Origin of the sequence: Nonomuraea sp. NPDC003804 (genome assembly GCF_040610675.1) — a bacterium.
Taxonomy (GTDB): domain Bacteria; phylum Actinomycetota; class Actinomycetes; order Streptosporangiales; family Streptosporangiaceae; genus Nonomuraea.
The window spans coordinates 148,837-168,580 of sequence record NZ_JBEXMT010000010.1; the positions used below are offsets into that span (position 1 = coordinate 148,837).

At 70.3% G+C, this 19,744-nt stretch carries 19 protein-coding genes; 12 read left to right on the forward strand and 7 right to left on the reverse strand.

The window, feature by feature from the left end:
• Positions 1-15 precede the first annotated feature (15 nt).
• Genes ABZX22_RS16330 through ABZX22_RS16350 form a run of 5 tightly spaced genes read left to right on the forward strand, consistent with a single transcriptional unit; the run spans position 16 to position 7,103 of the window.
• Positions 16-1,245: an ABC transporter substrate-binding protein gene (locus ABZX22_RS16330; RefSeq protein WP_354909283.1), complete on the forward strand. Its 1,230-nt coding sequence runs from the start codon at positions 16-18 to the stop codon at positions 1,243-1,245.
• Positions 1,242-2,087, forward strand: coding sequence for a sugar ABC transporter permease (locus ABZX22_RS16335; protein ID WP_354909286.1), 846 nt, complete (start codon positions 1,242-1,244; stop codon positions 2,085-2,087). Before ABZX22_RS16330 ends, ABZX22_RS16335 begins: the two co-directional genes overlap by 4 nt.
• Positions 2,084-2,896 carry a carbohydrate ABC transporter permease gene (locus ABZX22_RS16340; RefSeq protein ID WP_354909288.1) on the forward strand — a complete coding sequence of 271 codons (813 nt, stop codon included), beginning with the start codon at positions 2,084-2,086 and terminating at the stop codon, positions 2,894-2,896. Before ABZX22_RS16335 ends, ABZX22_RS16340 begins: the two co-directional genes overlap by 4 nt.
• Positions 2,893-5,886 carry a glycoside hydrolase family 38 C-terminal domain-containing protein gene (locus ABZX22_RS16345; protein WP_354909291.1) on the forward strand — a complete coding sequence of 998 codons (2,994 nt, stop codon included), beginning with the start codon at positions 2,893-2,895 and terminating at the stop codon, positions 5,884-5,886. The genes ABZX22_RS16340 and ABZX22_RS16345 overlap by 4 nt, the downstream gene beginning before the upstream one ends.
• Positions 5,883-7,103 carry an enolase C-terminal domain-like protein gene (locus ABZX22_RS16350; protein WP_354909294.1) on the forward strand — a complete coding sequence of 407 codons (1,221 nt, stop codon included), beginning with the start codon at positions 5,883-5,885 and terminating at the stop codon, positions 7,101-7,103. The genes ABZX22_RS16345 and ABZX22_RS16350 overlap by 4 nt, the downstream gene beginning before the upstream one ends.
• Positions 7,104-7,140: 37 nt before the next feature.
• Here the strand turns inward: ABZX22_RS16350 and ABZX22_RS16355 are convergent, their stop codons facing one another.
• On the reverse strand, positions 7,141-7,935 hold the full coding sequence (locus ABZX22_RS16355) for an alpha/beta hydrolase (RefSeq protein ID WP_354909296.1): 795 nt from the start codon (positions 7,933-7,935) through the stop codon (positions 7,141-7,143).
• Positions 7,936-7,991: 56 nt separating this feature from the next.
• On the opposite strand from ABZX22_RS16355, the gene ABZX22_RS16360 reads away from it, so the two are divergent.
• Positions 7,992-8,441: a helix-turn-helix domain-containing protein gene (locus ABZX22_RS16360; protein ID WP_354909298.1), complete on the forward strand. Its 450-nt coding sequence runs from the start codon at positions 7,992-7,994 to the stop codon at positions 8,439-8,441.
• Positions 8,442-8,471: 30 nt separating this feature from the next.
• On the opposite strand, the gene ABZX22_RS16365 is transcribed toward ABZX22_RS16360, so the two are convergent.
• The 4 genes from ABZX22_RS16365 to ABZX22_RS16380 all read right to left on the reverse strand — a co-directional run bounded on the left by ABZX22_RS16365 (position 8,472) and on the right by ABZX22_RS16380 (position 11,609).
• A complete protein-coding gene (locus tag ABZX22_RS16365) occupies positions 8,472-9,236 on the reverse strand; it encodes an SDR family oxidoreductase (protein ID WP_354909301.1) in 765 nt (254 codons plus the stop codon).
• 4 nt (positions 9,237-9,240) lie between these two features.
• A complete protein-coding gene (locus ABZX22_RS16370; RefSeq protein ID WP_354909303.1) occupies positions 9,241-9,717 on the reverse strand; it encodes a hypothetical protein in 477 nt (158 codons plus the stop codon).
• A complete protein-coding gene (locus tag ABZX22_RS16375; RefSeq protein ID WP_354909306.1) occupies positions 9,714-10,817 on the reverse strand; it encodes a DUF4185 domain-containing protein in 1,104 nt (367 codons plus the stop codon). The genes ABZX22_RS16370 and ABZX22_RS16375 overlap by 4 nt, the downstream gene beginning before the upstream one ends.
• Positions 10,818-10,958: 141 nt before the next feature.
• A complete protein-coding gene (locus tag ABZX22_RS16380) occupies positions 10,959-11,609 on the reverse strand; it encodes an NAD(P)-binding domain-containing protein (protein ID WP_354909308.1) in 651 nt (216 codons plus the stop codon).
• Between the two features lie 139 nt (positions 11,610-11,748).
• On the opposite strand from ABZX22_RS16380, the gene ABZX22_RS16385 reads away from it, so the two are divergent.
• The 3 genes from ABZX22_RS16385 (at position 11,749) to ABZX22_RS16395 (ending at position 13,492) form a co-directional block, all read left to right on the forward strand.
• Positions 11,749-12,150: a helix-turn-helix domain-containing protein gene (locus ABZX22_RS16385; protein ID WP_354909310.1), complete on the forward strand. Its 402-nt coding sequence runs from the start codon at positions 11,749-11,751 to the stop codon at positions 12,148-12,150.
• A 690-nt stretch (positions 12,151-12,840) separates the two neighbouring features.
• Positions 12,841-13,053, forward strand: a complete 213-nt coding sequence (locus ABZX22_RS16390; RefSeq protein ID WP_354909312.1) for a hypothetical protein — start codon at positions 12,841-12,843, stop codon at positions 13,051-13,053.
• Positions 13,046-13,492: a type II toxin-antitoxin system VapC family toxin gene (locus tag ABZX22_RS16395; RefSeq protein WP_354909315.1), complete on the forward strand. Its 447-nt coding sequence runs from the start codon at positions 13,046-13,048 to the stop codon at positions 13,490-13,492. The genes ABZX22_RS16390 and ABZX22_RS16395 overlap by 8 nt, the downstream gene beginning before the upstream one ends.
• 390 nt (positions 13,493-13,882) lie before the next feature.
• Here the strand turns inward: ABZX22_RS16395 and ABZX22_RS16400 are convergent, their stop codons facing one another.
• Together ABZX22_RS16400 and ABZX22_RS16405 are read right to left on the reverse strand one after the other, a co-directional pair.
• Positions 13,883-14,506 carry a response regulator transcription factor gene (locus tag ABZX22_RS16400; protein ID WP_354909526.1) on the reverse strand — a complete coding sequence of 208 codons (624 nt, stop codon included), beginning with the start codon at positions 14,504-14,506 and terminating at the stop codon, positions 13,883-13,885.
• On the reverse strand, positions 14,445-15,764 hold the full coding sequence (locus tag ABZX22_RS16405; protein WP_354909316.1) for a histidine kinase: 1,320 nt from the start codon (positions 15,762-15,764) through the stop codon (positions 14,445-14,447). The genes ABZX22_RS16400 and ABZX22_RS16405 overlap by 62 nt, the downstream gene beginning before the upstream one ends.
• Positions 15,765-15,922: 158 nt before the next feature.
• Between ABZX22_RS16405 and ABZX22_RS16410 the strand changes: the two genes are divergently transcribed.
• The 3 genes from ABZX22_RS16410 to ABZX22_RS16420 all read left to right on the forward strand — a co-directional run bounded on the left by ABZX22_RS16410 (position 15,923) and on the right by ABZX22_RS16420 (position 19,716).
• The gene (locus ABZX22_RS16410; protein WP_354909318.1) at positions 15,923-16,948 is read left to right on the forward strand and encodes a hypothetical protein; all 1,026 of its coding nucleotides are present in this window, start codon (positions 15,923-15,925) and stop codon (positions 16,946-16,948) included.
• 285 nt (positions 16,949-17,233) lie between these two features.
• Positions 17,234-18,844 (forward strand): ATP-binding cassette domain-containing protein, encoded by a 1,611-nt coding sequence (locus tag ABZX22_RS16415; RefSeq protein ID WP_354909321.1) that lies wholly within the window; start codon positions 17,234-17,236, stop codon positions 18,842-18,844.
• Between the two features lie 74 nt (positions 18,845-18,918).
• The gene (locus ABZX22_RS16420; RefSeq protein ID WP_354909323.1) at positions 18,919-19,716 is read left to right on the forward strand and encodes a hypothetical protein; all 798 of its coding nucleotides are present in this window, start codon (positions 18,919-18,921) and stop codon (positions 19,714-19,716) included.
• Positions 19,717-19,744 lie beyond the last annotated feature (28 nt).

Below are 19,744 nucleotides of genomic sequence, written 5' to 3' on the forward strand. Positions count from 1 at the left end.
AACAGGAGGCCGGTCATGATCCGGCGAACCCCCATCCTGATGACCGCTTTCCTTCTCCTGGCCGCATGCGGGAGCACCCCCGCCCGCCAGGCCAAGACGGAGCTGACCCTCTACAACGACAAGGGCGCGTGGAGTCCCTACTTCACCGAGATGGGCGCCCTGTCCAAGCAGCAGATCGGCCTGGCGATGAAACCGGTCGGCTACACCGACGAGCCGACCTACCAGGCCTTCATCAAGGCCGCGTTCCGCACCGACGCCAAGCCCGACCTGTTCACCTGGCAGACCGGGGGGCTGCTGAAGGAGATCGTCAGGCAGAAGCAGGTGGCCGACACCACCGCCGTCTGGCAGGAAGCGATCAGGAACGGCGACCTGTCGCAGGACCTCGCCACCTACTACACCGTCGACGGCAGGCAGTACTGCGTGCCGCTGAACGTCGCCTACTGGGGGATGTTCTACAACAAGAAGATCTTCGACGCGCACGGCCTGAAACCGCCCACCACCTGGGACGAGCTCATCACGGTGGCCGAGACGCTCAAGAAGGCCGACATCAAGGCCATCTACCACACCTCCGTCCTGTTCTCCTTCGTCTGGTTCGAGCAACTCCTGGCCGGGACCGATCCCGACCTCTACGACCGCCTCTCGACGGGGAAGGCGAAGTACACCGACCCCGGCGTGGTCCAGGTGATGGAGAAGTGGAAGTCGCTCATCGACGCCGGGTACTTCAGCCACCCGGGTGACAGGACCGACCCCGCCGACGCGCTGAAGAACGAGAAGGTGTCGATGGTGTCGTTCGGCACCTGGTTCAACACCAGCATGACCCAGCGCAACCTGGACGCCGGGTTCTTCGTCATCCCGAACGTCAATCCGGCCCTGCCCAAGACCTCGATGATCTTCGAGAGCGGGCCGCTCTGCTCGCTCGCCAAGGCGCCGGATCCCGAGGCGAGCATGAAGTACCTCAAGTGGTGGACCACCGCGCAGGCGCAGGAGAAGTGGGCAACCGCCCGCGGCGACGTCAGCGCCAACCCGAGGGTGACCATCAAGAGCGAGGCGTTGGGGCAGGTCACCAAGGACGCGGGCAGCGGCGGGTACCGCCTGGTCAACCGCTACTTCGAGGCCACGCCACCGCCGATCCTGGCCGCGGCGCTCGACGGTTTCGGGCTGTTCGTGGCCAAGCCGGAGACCTACCGGCAGGTGCTGGAGGACATCCAGAAGAAGGCCGACGAGTACTGGAGCACGCACCAGTGACAGGGAGGACGGCCCCGCTGCTCGGCAGGTTCCGCGCGGGATACGTCTCCCCGGCGGTCCTGCTGGTGGCGGGCCTGCTGTACGCGCCCTTCGTCTGGACGGCCTACCTGAGCCTCACGCGCTACGACGGGCTGGCCCCGCCGGAGTTCGTGGGGCCGGCGAACTTCGTCAAGCTCTTCGACGATCCCGCGCTGCTCACCGCGACCCGCAACACGCTGATCTGGGTCGTGGGCACGATGGTGCTGCCGGTCGGCCTCGGACTGCTGGTGGCGGTGCTGTCGTACGACATCAGGGGCGGCGCGTGGTTCCGCGTGCCGTTCATGCTGCCCTACGCGCTGAGCGGGGCGGGGCTCGGCCTGGTGTGGAGCCCGATCCTGTCGCACGACGGCATCGCCAACCGGCTGCTCGGCGTCGACACCGCCTTCCTGCAGGACGCGCCGCTGAACACGATCGCCATGCTGCTGGTCTGGACGTGGCAGCAGCTCGGCGTCAACACGCTGCTGTTCGCGGTCGGGCTGCAGTCGATACCCAAGGAGCCGATCGAGGCCGCCCGGCTCGACGGGGCCTCGGGGTGGCGGCTGTTCCGGCATGTCATCTGGCCGCTGCTGGCGCCGCTGACCGCCGTGGTCGTCGGGCTCGCGCTGGTGGCCAGCCTGAAGAGCTTCGACATCGTGTGGGTGATGACACAGGGCGGTCCGGGGCGCAACTCCGAGACGCTTGCCGTCACGATGTACCGCGACACGTTCGTGGCCGGCGAATACGGGTACGGCTCTGCGGTCGCCGTCCTGCTGACGGTGGTCACGGGCCTCGCCTCGTACCTGTATCTGCGGAGGCGCGCATGATCAGGAGGTTCGTCCTCGTCGTGCTGGGGCTGATCTGGCTCGGCCCCACGTACCTGCTGGTCGTCAACGCCGCGCGGCCCGCCGACACCTACGACCCCTCGCGGGCGTGGATCCCCTCGCCCGACGTCGCCCTGATCCAGAACTTCCTCCAGGCGTGGAACCGGGCGGACCTCGGCCAGAGCCTGGCCAGTACCGCCCTCTACAGCGTCGTCTCCCCGGCGCTCGGGGTGCTGATCGGCGCGATGGCGGGGTACACGATCGTCGTGCTGCGGCTGCGCCACGGCTTCCTCTGGTTCATGGTCATCTTCGGTGGCACGATCTTCCCGTCGCAGATGCTGCTCGTCCCGCTCTTCGTCGGCTACAGCGACGCGGGGCTCTACGACACCCGGCTCGGGATGATCATCGTCTACACGGCGATCAGCGTGCCGCTGTCGGCCTTCGTGCTGCGCAACTTCTTCTCCGGCGTGGCCTTCTCGATCTTCGAGGCGGCCAGGATGGACGGCGCGTCCACCCTGCGTGTCTTCTTCCGCGTCTACCTGCCGCTGGCCGCCAGCGCGCTCGCCGCGGTGTTCATCCTCAACTTCACCTTCATCTGGAACGACCTGCTGTTCGGGCTGACGCTGTCGCAGACCGCCGAGGTGCGGCCGGTGATGACCGCGCTGGCGGGCCTGCTGACCGACGTCTACGCGGGCACGCCGGTGCCTGTCGGCCTGGCGGCGGGGCTGGTCGTGTCACTGCCCACGGTGGTGCTGTTCGTGGTCACCCAGCGGATGTTCGCCCGTGGACTCGCCCTAGGAGGTCTGTCATGACGAGCCGGCTGCTGCAGCCGAGCCTTGGTTCCCCTGACTATGACGGCATACGGCAGGCGTTGCGCGAGGACACCTCGACACCGGTGATCTCCGTGCGGGGCCTGGAGGCACGGGTCTCGGTGCTGCCGCTGATCACCCACGACGGCCGCCAGGCGGTCAGGGTGTCGGTGACCGGCCTGGTGCCCGCCCACCTGGAACACGTCCTGACCGACCCGGACAGCGCGGACGACCGCACGGGGGACGGGGCGGCGGACAGCGTGGTGGACAGGGCCGAGGGCGCCGACGTGACGCTGCTCGTGCCCGAGGTGACCCGGCCGCGCGACCTCACCCTGGAGCTGCGCGACGGCGAGGGCGTGATCGGCCAGGCGCTGGTCACCGTCACGCCGCAGCGCCACTGGGACGTCTTCGTCGTCCACCACTCGCATCTCGACATCGGCTACACCGATCCGCAGGGCACCGTGCTGCGCCACCACCTCGACTATCTGGACGCGGCGCTGCGGCTGACCGAGGAGAGCGCGGACTGGCCCGACGACGCGAGGTTCCGATGGACGGTGGAATCGTCGATGCCCGCGCTGCGCTGGCTCGCCGCCCGCCCCCGCGACCTGGTGGCGGCCTTCAAGGAGCGGATGCGTGACGGGCTGATCGAGGTGACCGCCCTGCCGTTCCAGCTGCACACCGAGGCGTGCTCGACCGAGGAGCTGTACCGGCAGCTGCGCTTCACCGAGGAGCTGCCCGCCCGCTCGGCGATGCACACCGACGTGCCGGGCGCGGTCGTCGGGCTCATCGACGCGCTGAACTCGGTGGGCGTGCGCTACCTGGCGGCCGCCCACAACTGGGCCGGGCGGTCGGTGCCGTACCTGCACGGCGGCGACAAGCTGACGCGGCCGTTCCGGTGGCGGGCGCCCAGCGGCAACGAGCTGCTGGTCTGGTTCACCGACACGCCGCACGGCATGGCCTACATGGAGGGCAACACGGTCGGCCTCGCCGACTCCTTCGAGCTGGCCGACGACCTGCTGCCGCGCTACCTGTGCGCGCTGGCCGGGCGGGGCTACCCGTACGGCCCCGGCACGTTCGGCTGGCAGGGACCGGACGCGGAGCGGGAGCCGTACGCGCTGGACGCCCTGCACCTGAGGGTGCAGGGGGCGCACGCGGACAACGCGGGCCCCTCGATCGTGCCCGCCTCGATCGTGCGCGAGTGGAACACCAGATGGGCCTACCCCCACCTGCGCTCGGCCGTCAACAGCGACTTCTTCGCACACGTCGAGGAGCGCTATCACGACCGGCTGGCCGTCCACGAGGGCGACTGGACCGACTGGTGGGCCGACGGGCTGGGCTCCGGCGCGCGCCCGCTCGGCTACGTACGCAGGGCGCAGAGCGCGCTGCGCGCCGCCGAGACGCTGCACACCCTGGCGGGCGCGGACGCGACCGAGCAGGTCGATCTGGCCTACGACAAGGTGGCGCTGTTCAACGAGCACACCTGGGGCGCGGCCAACCCGTGGGAGGACGCCGAGGAGGCGGGCGACTCGGGCGGGCTGCAGTGGACGCGCAAGTCCGCCGGCGCCTACGACGCGCAGGACGACTCCGCCGACCTGCTGCAGGCGGGCATGCGCAGGTTCGGCAGGACCTTCGGCGGCAGGGGGTTCGTCGTCGTGAACCCCGGCACGCAGCGCCGCACGGACGTGGTGCGGGCCTTCCTGCCGCGCGACGTGGTGCCGCTGGACGAGCCGATCGCGCTGGTGGACGAGCGGACCGGCGAGCGGGTCCCGCACCACGAGGAGGTCGTCCACCCCGTCGACTGGCCGACCCGGCCGATCGGCCGGCACGTCAGCGCGGTCGTCGGCGACCTTCCCGGGTACGGCTACGCGTTCCTGTCGATCAGGCCGGGCGAGGCCGTCACGACCAGGGAGACCGGCGAGACGATCGAGAACGAGTTCTACCGAGTCGGCTACGACATCAAGGAAGCGTACATCCGCTCGATCTTCGACAAGCGGGCCGGCAGGGACCTGGTCAACGCCGACGCCGCCGCCGGGTTCGGGCAGTACGTCTACGACCGCTACGCCACCGCCCCCCACTTCAACCACATGTCCGGGCATGTCGGCGCGCACGACAGGACGCTGCTCGGCGACCGGGCGATCGGCCGTCACGCCGCCGTCGTCAAGGCCGAGCGCACCGCGATCGGCGAGAAGCTGGTCGTCGAGCTGCAGGCCAAGGGCGTCGACTGGGTGCGCACGACGATCGAGCTCTACGACGGGGTGCCGCGGGTCGATCTGACCTACCGGCTGGCCAAGCAGGGCACTCCGGCCAAGGAGGCGGTCTTCCTCGCCTTCCCGTTCGCCTGCGCCGGACCGCCAGCGGCCTGGGAGCTGACCGGGGGTGTCGGCGGCGGTCCGAGCGTGCCGGGCTCGGCCGCCTACATGCTGCCGATCAGGCACTGGATGGCCTTCGACGACCCGGAGCTGTCGGTGGCGTGGGCGACGCTCGAGGCGCCGCTGGTGCAGCTCGGCACCATCCACATGCCCTACGCGCCCTTCCCCGCCACGCTCGCCGAGGAGCCGGGCACGATCTACTCCTGGGCGCTCAACAACATCTGGGACACGAACTTCCCCACCCAGCAGCAGGGGGAGACGACCTTCCGTTACGCGGTCACCTCCTCCTCGACCATGACGAGCAGGGTGCTCGGCCCGCTGGCCGCCGCCGGGCTCACCGACCCGTTCCTCGGCATCCTCGCCACGGGGACGGCGCGGCCCGGCGCGGAGGGCGTCTTCGCGACCGTGGACCATCCGGAGGTCCACATCACCTCGCTCGGCCGTACCGCCGAGGGGGTCGTCATGCGGCTCCAGTCGCTGGCCGCGACCGAGGTCGAGGCCACCGTGGGGCTGCGCGGCCTGCGCGCGGCCACGGTCGGCGGGACGCCGCTGCAGGTCCACGACGAGCAGGTCAAGGTACGGCTGCCCGCCTGCGGGGTGGCCGCCGTTCGGGGGATGCTGTGAAGATCGTTGACATCAGGGCCACCACGGTGGCCGTCCCGCTCGAAGCGCCGCTGCGGCACAGCAACGGCGCCCACTGGGGCAGGTTCGTCAGGACCATCGTCGAGGTCGAGGCCGACAACGGGCTGATCGGGCTGGGCGAGATGGGCGGCGGGGGAGAGGGCGCCGCCGCCGCCTTCCGCGGCCTGCTCGACTACCTGTCCGGCCACGACCCCTTCCAGCTCGAGGCGCTCCGCTTCAAGATCGCCAATCCGACGGCCTCGCTGTACAACAACCGCACCCAGCTGCTGGCCGCGCTGGAGTTCGCCTGCCTCGACCTGATCGGCCAGCAGCTCGGCGTGCCCGTCCACGACCTGCTCGGCGGGAGGCTCAGGGAGTCGGTGCCGTTCGCCTCCTACCTGTTCTTCCGCTACCAGGGCGACGCGGCGCCCGAGGTGCGCACGCCCGACCAGCTCGTCGAGCACGCCAGGGCGCTGAAGCGGGCGCACGGCTTCACCGTCCACAAGCTCAAGGGCGGGGTGTTCCCGCCCGACTACGAGCTGGAGTGCTACCGGGCGCTGGCCGCCGCCTTCCCCGGCGACCGGCTGCGCTACGACCCGAACGCGGTGCTGTCCATGGCGGAGGGGCTGCGCTTCGGCAGGGCGATCGAGGACCTCGACAACGACTACCTGGAGGACCCGGTCCTCGGGCTGGAAGGGTTGCGGCTGATCCGCGAGCGGGTCTCCGTGCCCCTCGCGACGAACACCGTCGTGGTGAACTTCGAGCAACTGGCCGCCAACGTGCTGCGGCGGGGCGCCGACGTCGTGCTGCTCGACACCACCTTCTGGGGCGGCGTCAGGCCGTGCGTGAAGGCGGCGGCGGTGTGCGAGACGTTCCAGCTCGGCGTGGCCGTGCACTCCTCGGGCGAGCTGGGCATCCAGCTGGCGACCATGCTGCACCTGGGCGCCGTGCTGCCCAACCTCACCTACGCGGCCGACGCGCACTACCACCACCTCGTCGACGACGTCATCGCCGGAGGGAAGCTGGCCTACCGGGACGGGCGCATCGCCGTACCGGACGGGCCAGGGCTGGGGGTGCGGCTGGACAGGGAACGGCTGGCCCGCTACGCCGAGCTCTATGCCGAGCTGGGCGGCTACCCCTACGACCGCGACCCCGGCAGGCCCGGGTGGTACGCCCAGGTGCCGAACGAGCGCTTCGCCGACCCGGCCGCGGGGCCGTGACCTCATCGACCTCAGCGACCTCAGAACCTCGGCTACCTCAGCCCAGCAGCCGCCTGATCCCGTCCGCGTACGCGCGCGGATGGGTCAGGTTGCCGTTGTGGCCGCCGGGCAGCACCTCCAGCTCGGCGCCCACGAGCGCGGCCAGCTCCTCGGCGCACCGGTAGTCGAACACCCCCCGCGGCGTCGTACGGCCGGCGACGGGGACGATCCGCGCGGGTGAGCGGCGCAGCGCCTCGGGGTCGAGCCGGTCCTCCCTGATCGCGGTGAGGTCGTGGCGCAGGAAGTGCGTGAAGTTGGCGACCCGCTGCGGCGTCATGGGGAACGGCGTGAGGTCCGGCTCCCTGTCGTCGCTGCCGGGGTCGATGCCGAGCACCTCGGCCACCAGCTTGACGGCGGGCACGAGCCCCTCGCGCTCGAAGACCTCCTGGACCTCGGCCAGCTCCCGCACGTGACGTTCCATGAGGTCGCCGGGCAGCAGCCACGGCGCGACGGGCTCGTGCGCGATGAGGGTGTGGATCTGCTCGGGATGCCTGGCGGCCAGGTGGAGCCCGAGCGCGGCGCCGAAGCTGCAGCCGAGCATGGCCGCCGGCTGGTCGGTCACCTCCGCGAGGATCCGGTGGACGTCCTCGGCGTGCTCGGCCATGGAGATCGTGACGGCGGGGTCGTCGAGCGCGCTGCGCGAGAGCCCCCTGCGGTCGTAGGTGACGACGGTGAAGTCGCCGACCAGCCGGTCGACCAGGTCCTTGCCCCTGTCGGCGTCGCCCTCGCCGCTCTGCGACAGCAGCAGCACCGGGCCGTCGCCCCTGACCTCGACGTGGATGTGGTTCGTCATGGCTCTCACCATAAAGCATCAAATTTGATGCATCAAGTCTGATGTAGTCTGGGGACATGAACGGAGTGGAGCTGTTCCTGCTGGGCCGTACGCTGATGAAGATCGGCGAGGAGTCCATGCCGACCGAGGGGATCGGTCCGCAGACCACGAGCGTGCGCACGGTGCTGATCGTGGTCAGCGACCTGCGCGCGCACCCCGAGACCACGGTCGGGGAGGTCGCCGCCCGCACCGGGCTGCCGCAGAGCGCGGTGTCGGCCGCCGTCGCCCGGCTGAAGGAGGCGGGCGCCGTCGTCACCGCCCCCGACCCCGCCGACCGCAGGCGTCAGGTGATCACACCCGCGCCGGCCCTGTCGGACAGGGTGACGCGGGTGCGGTCCACGCCGATCGACGGCCCGCTCGCCGCGGCACTCGGCACCACGGACCCCGGCGAGATCGGCGAGGTGATCGCGTTGCTCGAACAGCTCGCCCGCCGGCTGACGCCCGGCGCGGTGACCAGGCTGCGGTGAGTCGAACCCTGGCGGGCACGGTCATCACTGTCAGTCGGGCAGCGCGGCTGGATTGCGGGCGAGCAGGCCGCCGTCGACCCGGTGCTCGGCGCCGGTGATGAACGACGAGCGCGGCCCGGCGAGGAAGGCGACCAGTTCGGCCACCTCCTCCGGCCGCGCCACCCTGCCCAGCGGATGGGCCCGGCCCCACGCCGCGACCTGCTCCTCCTGCGACAGCGGCCCGCGCCACAGATCGGCCGCCCAGCGCAGCATCGGGGTGTCGACCGAGCCGGGGCACACGACGTTCACCCTGATCCCGTCGGCGGCGTGATCGAGGGCCATCGCCCTGGTCAGGCCGTTCAGCGCGGCCTTGCTCGCGGTGTAGGCGGCCACGTGCGCCTGGGAGGCGAAGGCCTGCACCGACGACATGACGACGATCGACCCGCCGCCCCGCCTGCGCAGCGCCGGAACGGCCGCCTTGCAGGTCAGGAAGACACCCTTGAGGTTGATGTCGAGCACCTCGTCCCAGACCTCGACCGGCGTGTCCTCCACGGTGCCGTACCGCTGCACGCCCGCGCAGGTCGCCACGATGTCCAGCCCGCCGTACCTGGACTCGGCCAGCTCGACCAGCTCGCGCATCCGCTCCCCGTCGCGCACGTCCGCGACGACCCCGGTGACCCGCTCGCCCCCGAACGGCGCCTCCGTCCCGCAGTAGACGACCGCCGCGCCCGCCCCTCCCAGCCGCTCGACGACCGCCTTCCCGATGCCCATCGACCCGCCCGTGACCAGGGCCACCTTGCCGTCGAACTCGCTCACGTCATCACCTCCGCACGCACCCATGAGGTCCTGGACTCGCCGGGCCCGAGGAGCATCGCGGTCCCGTTGTCCACAGCCGTGGCCAGGCCGTCCGTCGGCATGCCGGAGAACGGCTCCAGCCCCACCACGTACGCCCTGCCCCACCACGGCCAGTCCTTCGTGGCACCGGCATCACCGTCACCCCCTCGGGCACCCTGACGCGCGCGCCCGGTCGCAGGAACGGCCGGCCGTAGACCAGGTGGTGGCCCCACATCGCGTGCAGTGCCACACCCGCCTCGTTCGTGACCCGTCCTTGGATCTCCAGCGCCGCCGTCCCCGAGGCGATCCTGAACACCTTCTCCACCCGGTACGGCAGGCGCCGCGTGCGCACCGCCAGCCGTACCGCGACCTCCTCGGGCGAGTCGGACAGCACCTCCACCGACCGCGGCAGCCCCGCGACCTCGCCGTGCTGCCGCAGCCGGGCGGCCCAGTTGCGCGTCACTCGAACGCCAGGTCCAGGAAGCGCGGGCGGTAGATCGTCACGTCGCGGTAGTGATCGGTGTTGACGAAGCTGTTGACGTTGTAGGAGACCACGAGCCCGGGTCCGGCGATCTCCGGGTGCGCGTGGGCGTTGTAGGTGAAGATGTTCCCGCCGGTCTCGGGCGTGGTGTAGACGGTGGTCTTGTTCCCGAACGGCCCGTACGGCGTGCAGCCGGTGTAGGCGACGATCCTGGAGCTCAGCACCTCCGTGGTGTCGTGCGTGATCAGCACGTAGCCGTCGCCGACCCGGCTGACGGAGTACTCGTTGGCCACGCCCTCCATCAGGCGGGCCGAGTCGGCCTGGTTCCTCGACCAGGTGCCGTCCGCCTTCAGGTACTCCCACGTGCCGAGCAGGCTGGCGCCCCTCACCCTGGCCAGGTGCATGTACTTGGGCGAGCCCAGGTCCTCCACGCCGTAGACGTAGGTGTGGCGGCCGTCCCTGTGGACGGCGGACGCCCACGCCACCTTGTGCCCCGACGGCAGGTCGTGCACGCTGATCGGCCGGTCGAGGCGCCCGGGGGCGAAGCGGGCGACCACGTTGCGGTGCCAGCGCCAGTCCCACGGGCCGGTGCCGAACCGCTCGTACTCCTGGTAGGTGACCTCCAGGACGCCACCGGCGAGCGTGGCGTCGCCGGCCCAGTACCAGTGGTCCTTGTCGCGGGGCGGCATCACGGCCTTGGGGTCCTCGGGGGTGCCGCCGTAGATCGTGGACAGCCGGCCGTCGCGCTCCACCGCGAAGGAGTTGTTGAGGAAGACGGTCGTGCCGCCCTCCTCTCTGACCGGCGGGCGGGAGCCGTCCGGGTTGACCTGGCCGAGGAAGGTGTCGGAGAACACCCACAGCTCCTTGCCGTCGGGAAGCCTGACGGAGTAGGTGCCGTCGGCGCCCGTCCAGTCGTCCAGGCGGCTGTTGTCGTTGCCGTACGCGGTGAACAGGGAGGTCAGCCTGGCGTCGGTGCCGGCGCCGCGGAAGGTGGGCAGGTCGCAGGCGGCGGCCAGGGCGGTCGCGGGGGCGCCGGCGATCGTGGTGAGGACGAGAACGAGAGACAGCAGGAGTCGCCGCATCACGGGCCCCTATCAGATGGGGGATGTCCTCGTAGTTCTAGTCATTAGATGACTTATTGTCTAGTAGTACTTGCCGTCCTGCTGTACTTCTCGCCCTGAGCGCCCCCACGCCGCGGCGTCGACGCCGGCGAACGGCAGGCTCTAGGAGTTCGGCGAGGCCTGTGCCGGTGTCGGGAAGGCGAACCGCGGCTCCGTTCCTGACCACCACGCCCCGATGGCGAACGCCGCCGTCGCCTCGATGTAGACCGCGCGGGCCAGCCCCCCGCAGGGCATGGGCGTGCAGCCCATCGACGTGATCAGTGCGGTGACCTGGTCGAGGCTGCCCGGATCGTCCCCGCAGAACGGCACGGCCAGCGGGGCGCCCTCGAACGCCGGGCGTGGCAGCGTCCAGATGCTCTCGTGGCACAGGTTGAACGCCTTGACCACGTGGGCCCCCGGCGCGGCCTCCGCCATCCGCCGGGCCACCGACGTCGTGCCGCCTGTCGTCAGCATCAGCCCGCCGTCGGCCGGCGCGATGGGGTTCGTGCAGTCGACGACCGTCCGCCCGCTGAGAGCGTCGGCGAGCCCCTCCACCACCTTCGGCGCCACGTCCGCGGGGACCGCCACGAGGACGAGGTCGCCGTGGACCGCCCCGTCCGTGAGAGTTCCGTACCCCGCGGCGCCGATACGGGCCGCCGTCGCGGCGGCCGCGGCCCGGTCGCGTCCGCCGACCAGCACGTCGTGCCCCGCGCGGACCCACGCGCCGCCCAGTGTCGTGGCCATCATGCCCGTGCCGAGGATGCCGATACGCATGGTGTGACTCCTGACTCCTGACTCCGGATCGTCGGCGACCCGGCAGTGCCGAGGTGACATCGCAGGTGATGCCGGTCCCCGACGGTAGGTGGCCCGATGCGCACCACGTGGTGTCCGTCGGAGCAGGCAGGATGGGGGCGTGGAGAATCTCCCCGACCTGCCGGAGCTCGCGTACACCTCCGACTGCCGGGCGCGCATGGCGTTCGAGGTGCTCGCGAACCGCTGGGACAGCGTCGTCGTGTACACGCTCGGCCAGAGCGGTCCGATGCGGCCACGTGAACTGGTCGCCCGGATCGGCGGGATCCGCCCCAAGGTCCTCACCGAGGCGCTGCGGCGCCTGGAGTACAACGGCCTGGTCGACCGCCGGGCGTACGCGGAGGCACCACCGCGCGTGGACTACGCGCTGACAGAGGCCGGTGTCGCGCTGCTCGGCCCGATGCGGGCGATGGGCGTGTGGGCCGCACGGTACGGCGACGCCGTCCTGGACGCGCAGGACCGGTTCGAGGAGCGTAACCAGGCGCACCGCCGTACCGGCAGCTAGCCCCCGCCCACCAGGTTGACGCCGAGAGGCGCATCTGCCACGCGGTTGAGGGAGTCGTGAAGACCGAACTGTTGCGCGGTGTGGCCGACGCACGCGCTGAAAATCGGATGCCCGCCTGCGAAACCGCCATGCAGCCTGCGCGAGCCACCGATGGAGGAATCGCCGTGGGTCACGGGGAGTTCGGATACGTCACGTGCAAGCCATGACCCTGTCTAGTGTCAGCGACCCCTGCGCTTGTCGGTCTGTTTGGGGTGTCCGGTGCCCGCCCTCGTGATCCATAGTGTGCGGTTGTCGTCATCGATGGCGTACCAGATGCGGCCACTCCGAAGTCGCCTCGTACTGCCACTGCTCCAGGAATTCTCCGCCTACCTTCACCGCGCCCAGCGCGCCTTTGAGAGGGTGCTGGCGGTTGTCCACGTGACACCCGCGCCCGGTCCAGGTTTTCCCGGGCCTGGGAGAGCAGGTGGTTCCACCCTTCAGCGGCACGACGGCTTCTCCGCGGTGTGGCCGGCCGTTCGCGCTGAAAACAGGATGCCCGCCCGCGAAACGTCCATGTAGCCTGCGCGAGGACCTCTGAAAGGGAATCGCCATGGGACACGGTGGGGCACTTCACGTGCAAGCCATGACACCTATGGTCGCGCTAACGGCGAGGCGCTGCCGTCGATCATGCCTGAATCGTAGACTCCGTATATGAGCGCGATGCGTGACGAGCTCCACTCGCTGGTCGACCAGTTGCCCGAGGACCAGGTGCCGCCGGTGCTGGCACTCGTCCGTGAGAACATCGCAGCGACACGCCGCCGTGAGGGAGCAGCGCTGACCCTGGAACGGATCCGGGAGCGGATGCGTGGAGTGACGGGCGTGGACGAAGAGCTCCATCGCCTTCGGGACGAGTCGCGTGACTGACGCCTACGTCGTCGATACGGGCGTGTTCCTGAGGTGGTTTGTCGATCAACCTGGCTTCGAGCATGCTCGCGAAATTCAAGAGGCCTTCCTGCACGATCAGGTCGGGCTGGAGACAGCCGATTTCGCGCGCATCGAAGTCGCGGGAGTCTTGCGGAAGAAGGGGCTTCTCGCCGGTCGCCTGACGGCTGAAGAGTTCGTCGCGGCCGTCCGGGTCATTGATGAGTTCGGGGTTCGCGTCCACCAGGTCGACGCAGACAGGCTCGAGAGAGCCGCCACTCTGGCGGTGCGGCTCACCCTCCGCATGTATGACGCGATCTTCGCCCAACTGGCGCTCGACAGAGCTATTCCGTTGCTCACAACTGATGCCAAGCTCTGCCACGCGGTCGAGGGAGTCGTGAAGACCGAACTTCTCCGGGGTGTGGTCGATCGCACGAGCTGAAAATAGGATGCCCGCCCGCGAAACGCCCATGTAGCCTGCGCGAGGACCTCTGAAAGGGAATCGCCATGGGACACGTCGAGGTGGGGCACCTCACGTGCAACCCGTGACCCCCATGCCTCGCCGCGAGATTGCCGTCTTCTTCTGGCCTGATTACTGGCCCCGCATTCCTTGATACACGTACACGCACGTGCTCCCGGACATCGAACGAGCGACCGTCGAGGCGGTCGCCAAGAAGCAGTTCGGGTGATCAAAGAACGCACGAGTGGCCGGATTCCTGGCGAGGTCCGGCCTCTTGGCTGTCAAAGTGGCTGTCATCGCCCTTTTGGAAAAGATCGATAATCGCCGTTTTGGCTGGTAGGGCGCCTGGGACTCGAACCCGGGATCTGTCGATCAAGAAGCGCGGACAAGGCGGTTCTCGTAGGCGAAGATCACGGCCTGGATTCTGTCACGGAGCTTGAGCTTGGCCAGGATGCGGCCCACATGGGTCTTCACTGTGCCCTCGGACAGGAGCAGCCGACCGGCGATCTCGGCGTTGGACCGGCCGAGCGCGATCTGTTGGAGGATCTCGCGTTCCCGCGGGGTCAGCGCGGCCAGTGGGTCAGGACCGTCATCGGGCACCGGGAGGTCGGCGGCGATGTGGTCGATGAGCCGACGGGTGGTGGACGGTGCGATGACCGCGTCGCCACGGTGCACGGTGCGGATCGCGGCCAACAGGTCCTCCGGCGGCGCGTCCTTGACCAGGAAACCGCTGGCTCCGGCCCGCAGCGCGGCGAAGGCGTACTTGTCGAGGTCGAACGTGGTGAGCACGACCACCCGGGGCGCAGGTCCGGGACGAGCGAGCAGGCGGTGGGTCGCCTCGACCCCGCCCATACGTGGCATCCGGACGTCCATCAGGACCACGTCGGCGGTCGTGACGGCCAGTTTCTCCAGCGCTTCGGCGCCGTCGCCGGCCTCACCGGCGACCATCATGTCGGGCTGAGCCTCGACCACCATCACGAAGCCGGCCCGGACCATCACCTGGTCGTCGACGAAGAACACTCTGATCGTCACGTCTGCCCCTTCGCTCCGGTCCGCAGGGGTACGGCAGGCGGGCGGACACGTGGAACCCACCGGCCGTTGCCGGTCCGGCGGTAACCGTACCGCCGAAGGCAAGGAATCGCTCGCGCATGCCGACCAGGCCGAGCCTTGCGCCGTCGCCGGGCCCGCCGGGATCCCCGGGGCCGTCGTCCTGGACCCGCACCGCAAGCTCGGCCGTCTCCCAGCTCAGCACCACCAGGGCCCGGCGGCCGGCGCCCGCGTGCTTGAGCGTGTTCGTCAGCGACTCCTGGACCAGCCGGTAGACCGCCAGTTCGGCGGCGGGGCTGAGCCGCCGCTCGGTGCCGTCCTGCCGGAACGTCACCTCCAGCCCGGCGGCCCTGGTCCCCTCCAGCAGCCGGGGCAGCTCGGCCAGCGTCGGCGCGGAGTCTCCGGACTCGGGCTCCAGCGGCGTGTCGGCGCGCAGCACGCCCAGCAGGCCGCGCATGTCCGCCAGCGCGTGGCGTCCGGCGTCGGCGATCGTGGCGAGGATTTCCGCAGCCCGGCCAGGGTCGGCGCCTACCGCATAGGTGCCGCCCTGCGCCTGGCTGATCACCACTGACAGCGAGTGCGAGACCACGTCGTGGATCTCTCTGGCGATCCGGGCTCGCTCGTCGCTCACGGCCCGTCGGGCGCGTTCCTCCCGATCGGCTTCCGCTCTGCGCGCCCGATCCTCCAGCGAGGCCAGGTACGCCCGCTGCGTCCGGCGCCACATGCCGAGGCTCCACGCCACCATGGTGACGGCGAGCAGGAAGAGGAAGACGTACGCCGGGGGCAGGCCGGCCGCCTGGCGCGGGTTGAGCCAGAACCGTGCGCCGACGGCTGCGGATCCGAGCACGGCCGCGGCCGGCCCCCAGCCCAGAGCACGCCGCGATCCGTAGGCGCACACCGAGTAGAGCGACCACGGAAACACCAGCATCGACGGTGGCAGCAGCAGGACCCCGGTGCCAGCCAGCATCGCCGCGCATCCCACCGAGACCGCGCCGAAGGACGCCAGCGGCATTGTGCGCCGCAAGCCCATCGCGGTGTGCGCCAGCAGTGCACCCGCGAACGCGAGCGGCGCGGGGCCAGGAGTCGCGGTCAGCACGAGCCAGGTCCAGCCCAGCAGCGGCAGGCCAACCAGCGTGGCCAGGGCGGCGTCGGCGAGCGGCGGCCGTGCCCTGGCCTGCGAGAGCAGCCGTCCCATCGCCTGTGACATGGCCCTGAGTCTACGAACGGGCAAGGGCGCGCCGCGTCTGCCCGGGGGCGGAGCCGCGTATGCCTGAGGTCGTATCTTTCCTGGCCGCCGGGCAGACGCGGGAGCGGCGTCCGCGGAGGGAGTGTGAGATCACCGAACGAACATTGGACGGAGACCTCATGAGACAACGATCACCGGTCGCGGGTTATCTCGCCGCCGGCTGGGCGGCGGCGTACGCGGGATTGCGCGCCTACTGGACGATGGGCGGTGAGTGGCTCGCCGTGCGCTGCAGCGCCACCGAGGCCGCCACGGCCACCGCCGCGGATCCGTGCGCCAGCCGGCCGCTGCCCGAGTTGGACGGCCTGTCCGGGTGGGGGAGTGTGCTCGCGCTGGCCGCGATGGCCGTGCTGGCGCTGGCCACGGTGCGGCCCTTCGGGCGGCGGATCCCGCGCACGGGCCTGCTTGCGGCGACCTGGATCGGCGCGCTGGCGCTGCTGTGCTTCGGCGGCCAGATCCTGCTGCTCAACCTGCTGCGGGTGCTCTTGTGGGTCACCGGGTTGCCCGGCTGGGCGGCCGAGCCGTACTGGACGCTGTTCGTCGACCAGCTCATCGTGCTCGTCGGCGTCGGGGCGCTCGCCGTCGCCGCCTGGTCCTACCAGCGTCGCACGCGCCCCGAGTCGGTGGACGTGCGAGCTGTCGGCCGCCGGCTGCGCCGGTTCGGCTGGGCCGCGACGCTGGCGCCGCTGCCCTACGCGACCCTCAAGGCGGTGTGGGCCCTGGGCTACCCGGTGGGCGGCTACCGTGAATCGGGGCTGGTGGGTGCGCACCACTGGTACAGCCCGTTGGCCGATTTCAGCGTCACCATTCCGGTGTTCGGCGCGCTGTGCGCGGTCGCGCTGATCCAGGGCTGGGCCCGGTGGGTGCCCCGCCGGCTGGTGCTGGGCGCCGGCTGGATCGGCGGCGTCGGCCTGCTGTCCATGGGGCTGCCGGCGGCGGTGACCACGATCGGTGAGTTCGTCGGCCTCGCCGAGTTCCCGACCGCGCCCGGCAGCGCGAACCTGTGGGTGATCGGCCTGACCTACGGCGGGTTCCTGTTCTGGGGCGCGGCCCTGGTCGGTCTGATCACCTGCTATCAGGCGCTCACCCAGCATCCAGCGCCCGCCCGATTCCTCGGTCCGGCCGTACAGGAAGCAAGCATTCGATGAGGAAAGTTCTGACGTGCGCCTTGCGACCCTTGCGCTTGTCGGTCTGTTTGGGGTGCCCGGTGCCCGCCCTCGTGATCCACAGCGTGCGGTTGTCGTCATCGATGGCATACCAGATGCGGCCACCGGAAGTCGCTTCGTACTGCCCGATTTCGCGCGCATCGAAGTCGAGGGAGTCGTGAAGACCGAACTTCTCCGTGGTGCGGCCGGCCGTGCGCGCTGAAAATAGGATGCCCGCCCGCGAAACGCCCATGTAGCCTGCGCGAGGACCTCTGAAAGGGAATCGCCATGGGACACGTCGAGGTGGGGCACCTCACCTACGTCCTGCCTGACGGGCGGCCGCTGCTCAACGACGTGTCCTTCCGCATCGGCGAGGGCGTCAAAGCCGCGCTCGTCGGGCCGAACGGCGCCGGCAAGACCACGCTGATGCGCCTGGTGGCCGGCGACATCCAGCCGGTCGAGGGCAGCGTGGCCAGCTCGGGCGGGCTGGGCGTCATGCGCCAGTTCATCGGCAGCATCCGCGACGGCAGCACGGTGCACGACCTGCTGCTCAGCGTCGCCCCACCGGCGGTACGGCAGGCGGCGCACCGCCTCGACCAGGCCGAGCTGGCGATGATGGAGCGCGACGACGAGAAGACCCAGATGCGCTACGCCCAGGCGATCACCGACTACACCGATGCGGGCGGCTACGACATCGAGGTGCTCTGGGACACCTGCACGATCGCGGCGCTCGGCGTGCCGTACGACAGGGTGAAGTACCGCGAGACGTCCACGCTGTCGGGCGGGGAGCAGAAGCGCCTGGTCCTGGAGGCGCTGCTGCGCGGGCCCGACCAGACGCTGCTGCTCGACGAGCCGGACAACTACCTCGACGTGCCCGGCAAGATCTGGCTGGAGCAGCAGCTCAACGAGACTCCGAAGACCGTCATGCTGGTCAGTCACGACCGGCGGCTGCTGGCCAACGCCGCCGACCGCATCGTCACGGTCGAGTCGGGCGGCGTCTGGATCCACGGCGGGGGGTTCGGCACCTACGCCGAGGCCCGCAAGGCCAGGAACGAGCGCCTCGACGAGCTGCGCAGGCGGTGGGACGAGGAGCACGCCAAGCTCAAGGCCCTGGTCAACATGCTCAAGAACAAGGCCAGGTACAACGACGGCATGGCGGCCGCCTACCACGCGTCCCAGACGCGGCTGCGCCGGTTCGAGGAGGCGGGGCCGCCGGAGGTGGCGCCGAGCGACCAGAAGATCAGCATGCGGCTGCGCGGCGGCCGTACGGGCAAGCGCGCGGTGATCAGCGAGAGCCTGGAGCTGACGGGCCTGATGAAGCCGTTCGACCTGGAGATCTGGTACGGCGAGCGCGTCGCCGTCCTCGGCTCGAACGGGTCGGGCAAGTCCCACTTCCTGCGCCTGCTGGCCGGGGAGCCGGTCGCGCACACGGGAGTGGCCAGGCTGGGCGCGCGCGTCGTGCCGGGACACTTCGCCCAGACGCACGCCCGCCCCGAGCTCCACGGCCGCACACCGTGCGAGATCGTCATGACCGAGCACGCCAAGCTCAAGAACGAGGCGATGAAGGTCCTGGCCCGCTACGAGCTCGCCGGGCTCATCGCCGACCAGCGCTTCGAGACGCTGTCGGGAGGGCAGCAGGCGCGGCTGCAGATCCTGCTGCTCGAACTGTCGGGCGCGACCCTGCTGCTGCTCGACGAGCCGACCGACAACCTCGACCTGGCAAGCGCCGAGGCGCTGCAGGATGGGCTGAACGCCTTCGACGGCACGGTGGTCGCGGTCACGCACGACCGCTGGTTCGCCGACGACTTCGACAGGTTTCTGGTGTTCGGGGCGGATGGAAATGTGTACGAATCCGCCGAACCGGTGTGGGACGAAACACGCGTGGCCCGCCAACGCTGAACATTGACTAAAGAGTTGGTACGGCAGGCGCGTGTTCATGCCTGCCGTACCCGGAAACCGGTTATCACGGCAACGTGATTCCGCGTATCCGTACCATCGCCGCCTTCGCCCTCGTCCTCGTGGCGGGTTGTGCCGCGGCGGAGAAGCCACCTGTCCAGATGAAGCCGCTCGTACTCAAAGAGCAGGCTTCGTCGGTCGCCAAGAGCGCCGACGGGTACGTCGTGAACTGGGCGGGCGTGCTGGTCAACAGCAACCCCTGGCACTTCGGCGAGCACGTCGTCGCCACGATCGTGGGGCGCGACGCCAAGGGCGCCGAGGTGGCCCGCACGGACCAGCCGCTCGACGCTGTCCCGCCGGGGGGCGACCTGCCCTTCACCGGGCAGATGCCGGCTTCAGGAAAGCCGGCGAAGGTGACGATCGAGTACCGCTCGACGCAGTGGCGGCAGGCGGCGCGCGTCCCGTCGTCGCTGCTGCCGTTCCCGATCACCAGGTCGCAGACCGTCAAGCAGAAGAACGGCAGTTACCTGGTCACCGGCGAGGTCGACAACCCCTACGTGCTGCCCGCCGGCAGCCTGGTCGTGACCGCGCTGCTGCGTGACCAGGCGGGCAAGCTGGTGGCCGGCGCCAGCACGTTCGTCGACGACGTGCGGGCGGGGAAGCCGCCGCGGTTCATCCTGACGGTCGAAGGGCCGCCCGCGACGGCGAAGGTGGCCATGACGGACGTGGTGGCCAGGACCTGGGGCTCGACCGGACGTCCTTACGAGGAGCTGGCGCTGGGCGGGGCGCAGCCGGTGCACACGGTCAAGCCGACGACCGCGCCGTTCGCGTACGACAAGGGACGGCAGATGCCGCCGGGCGAGAGCAAGCCCTGACGGCACCCTGATCCACGCCCCTGACAAC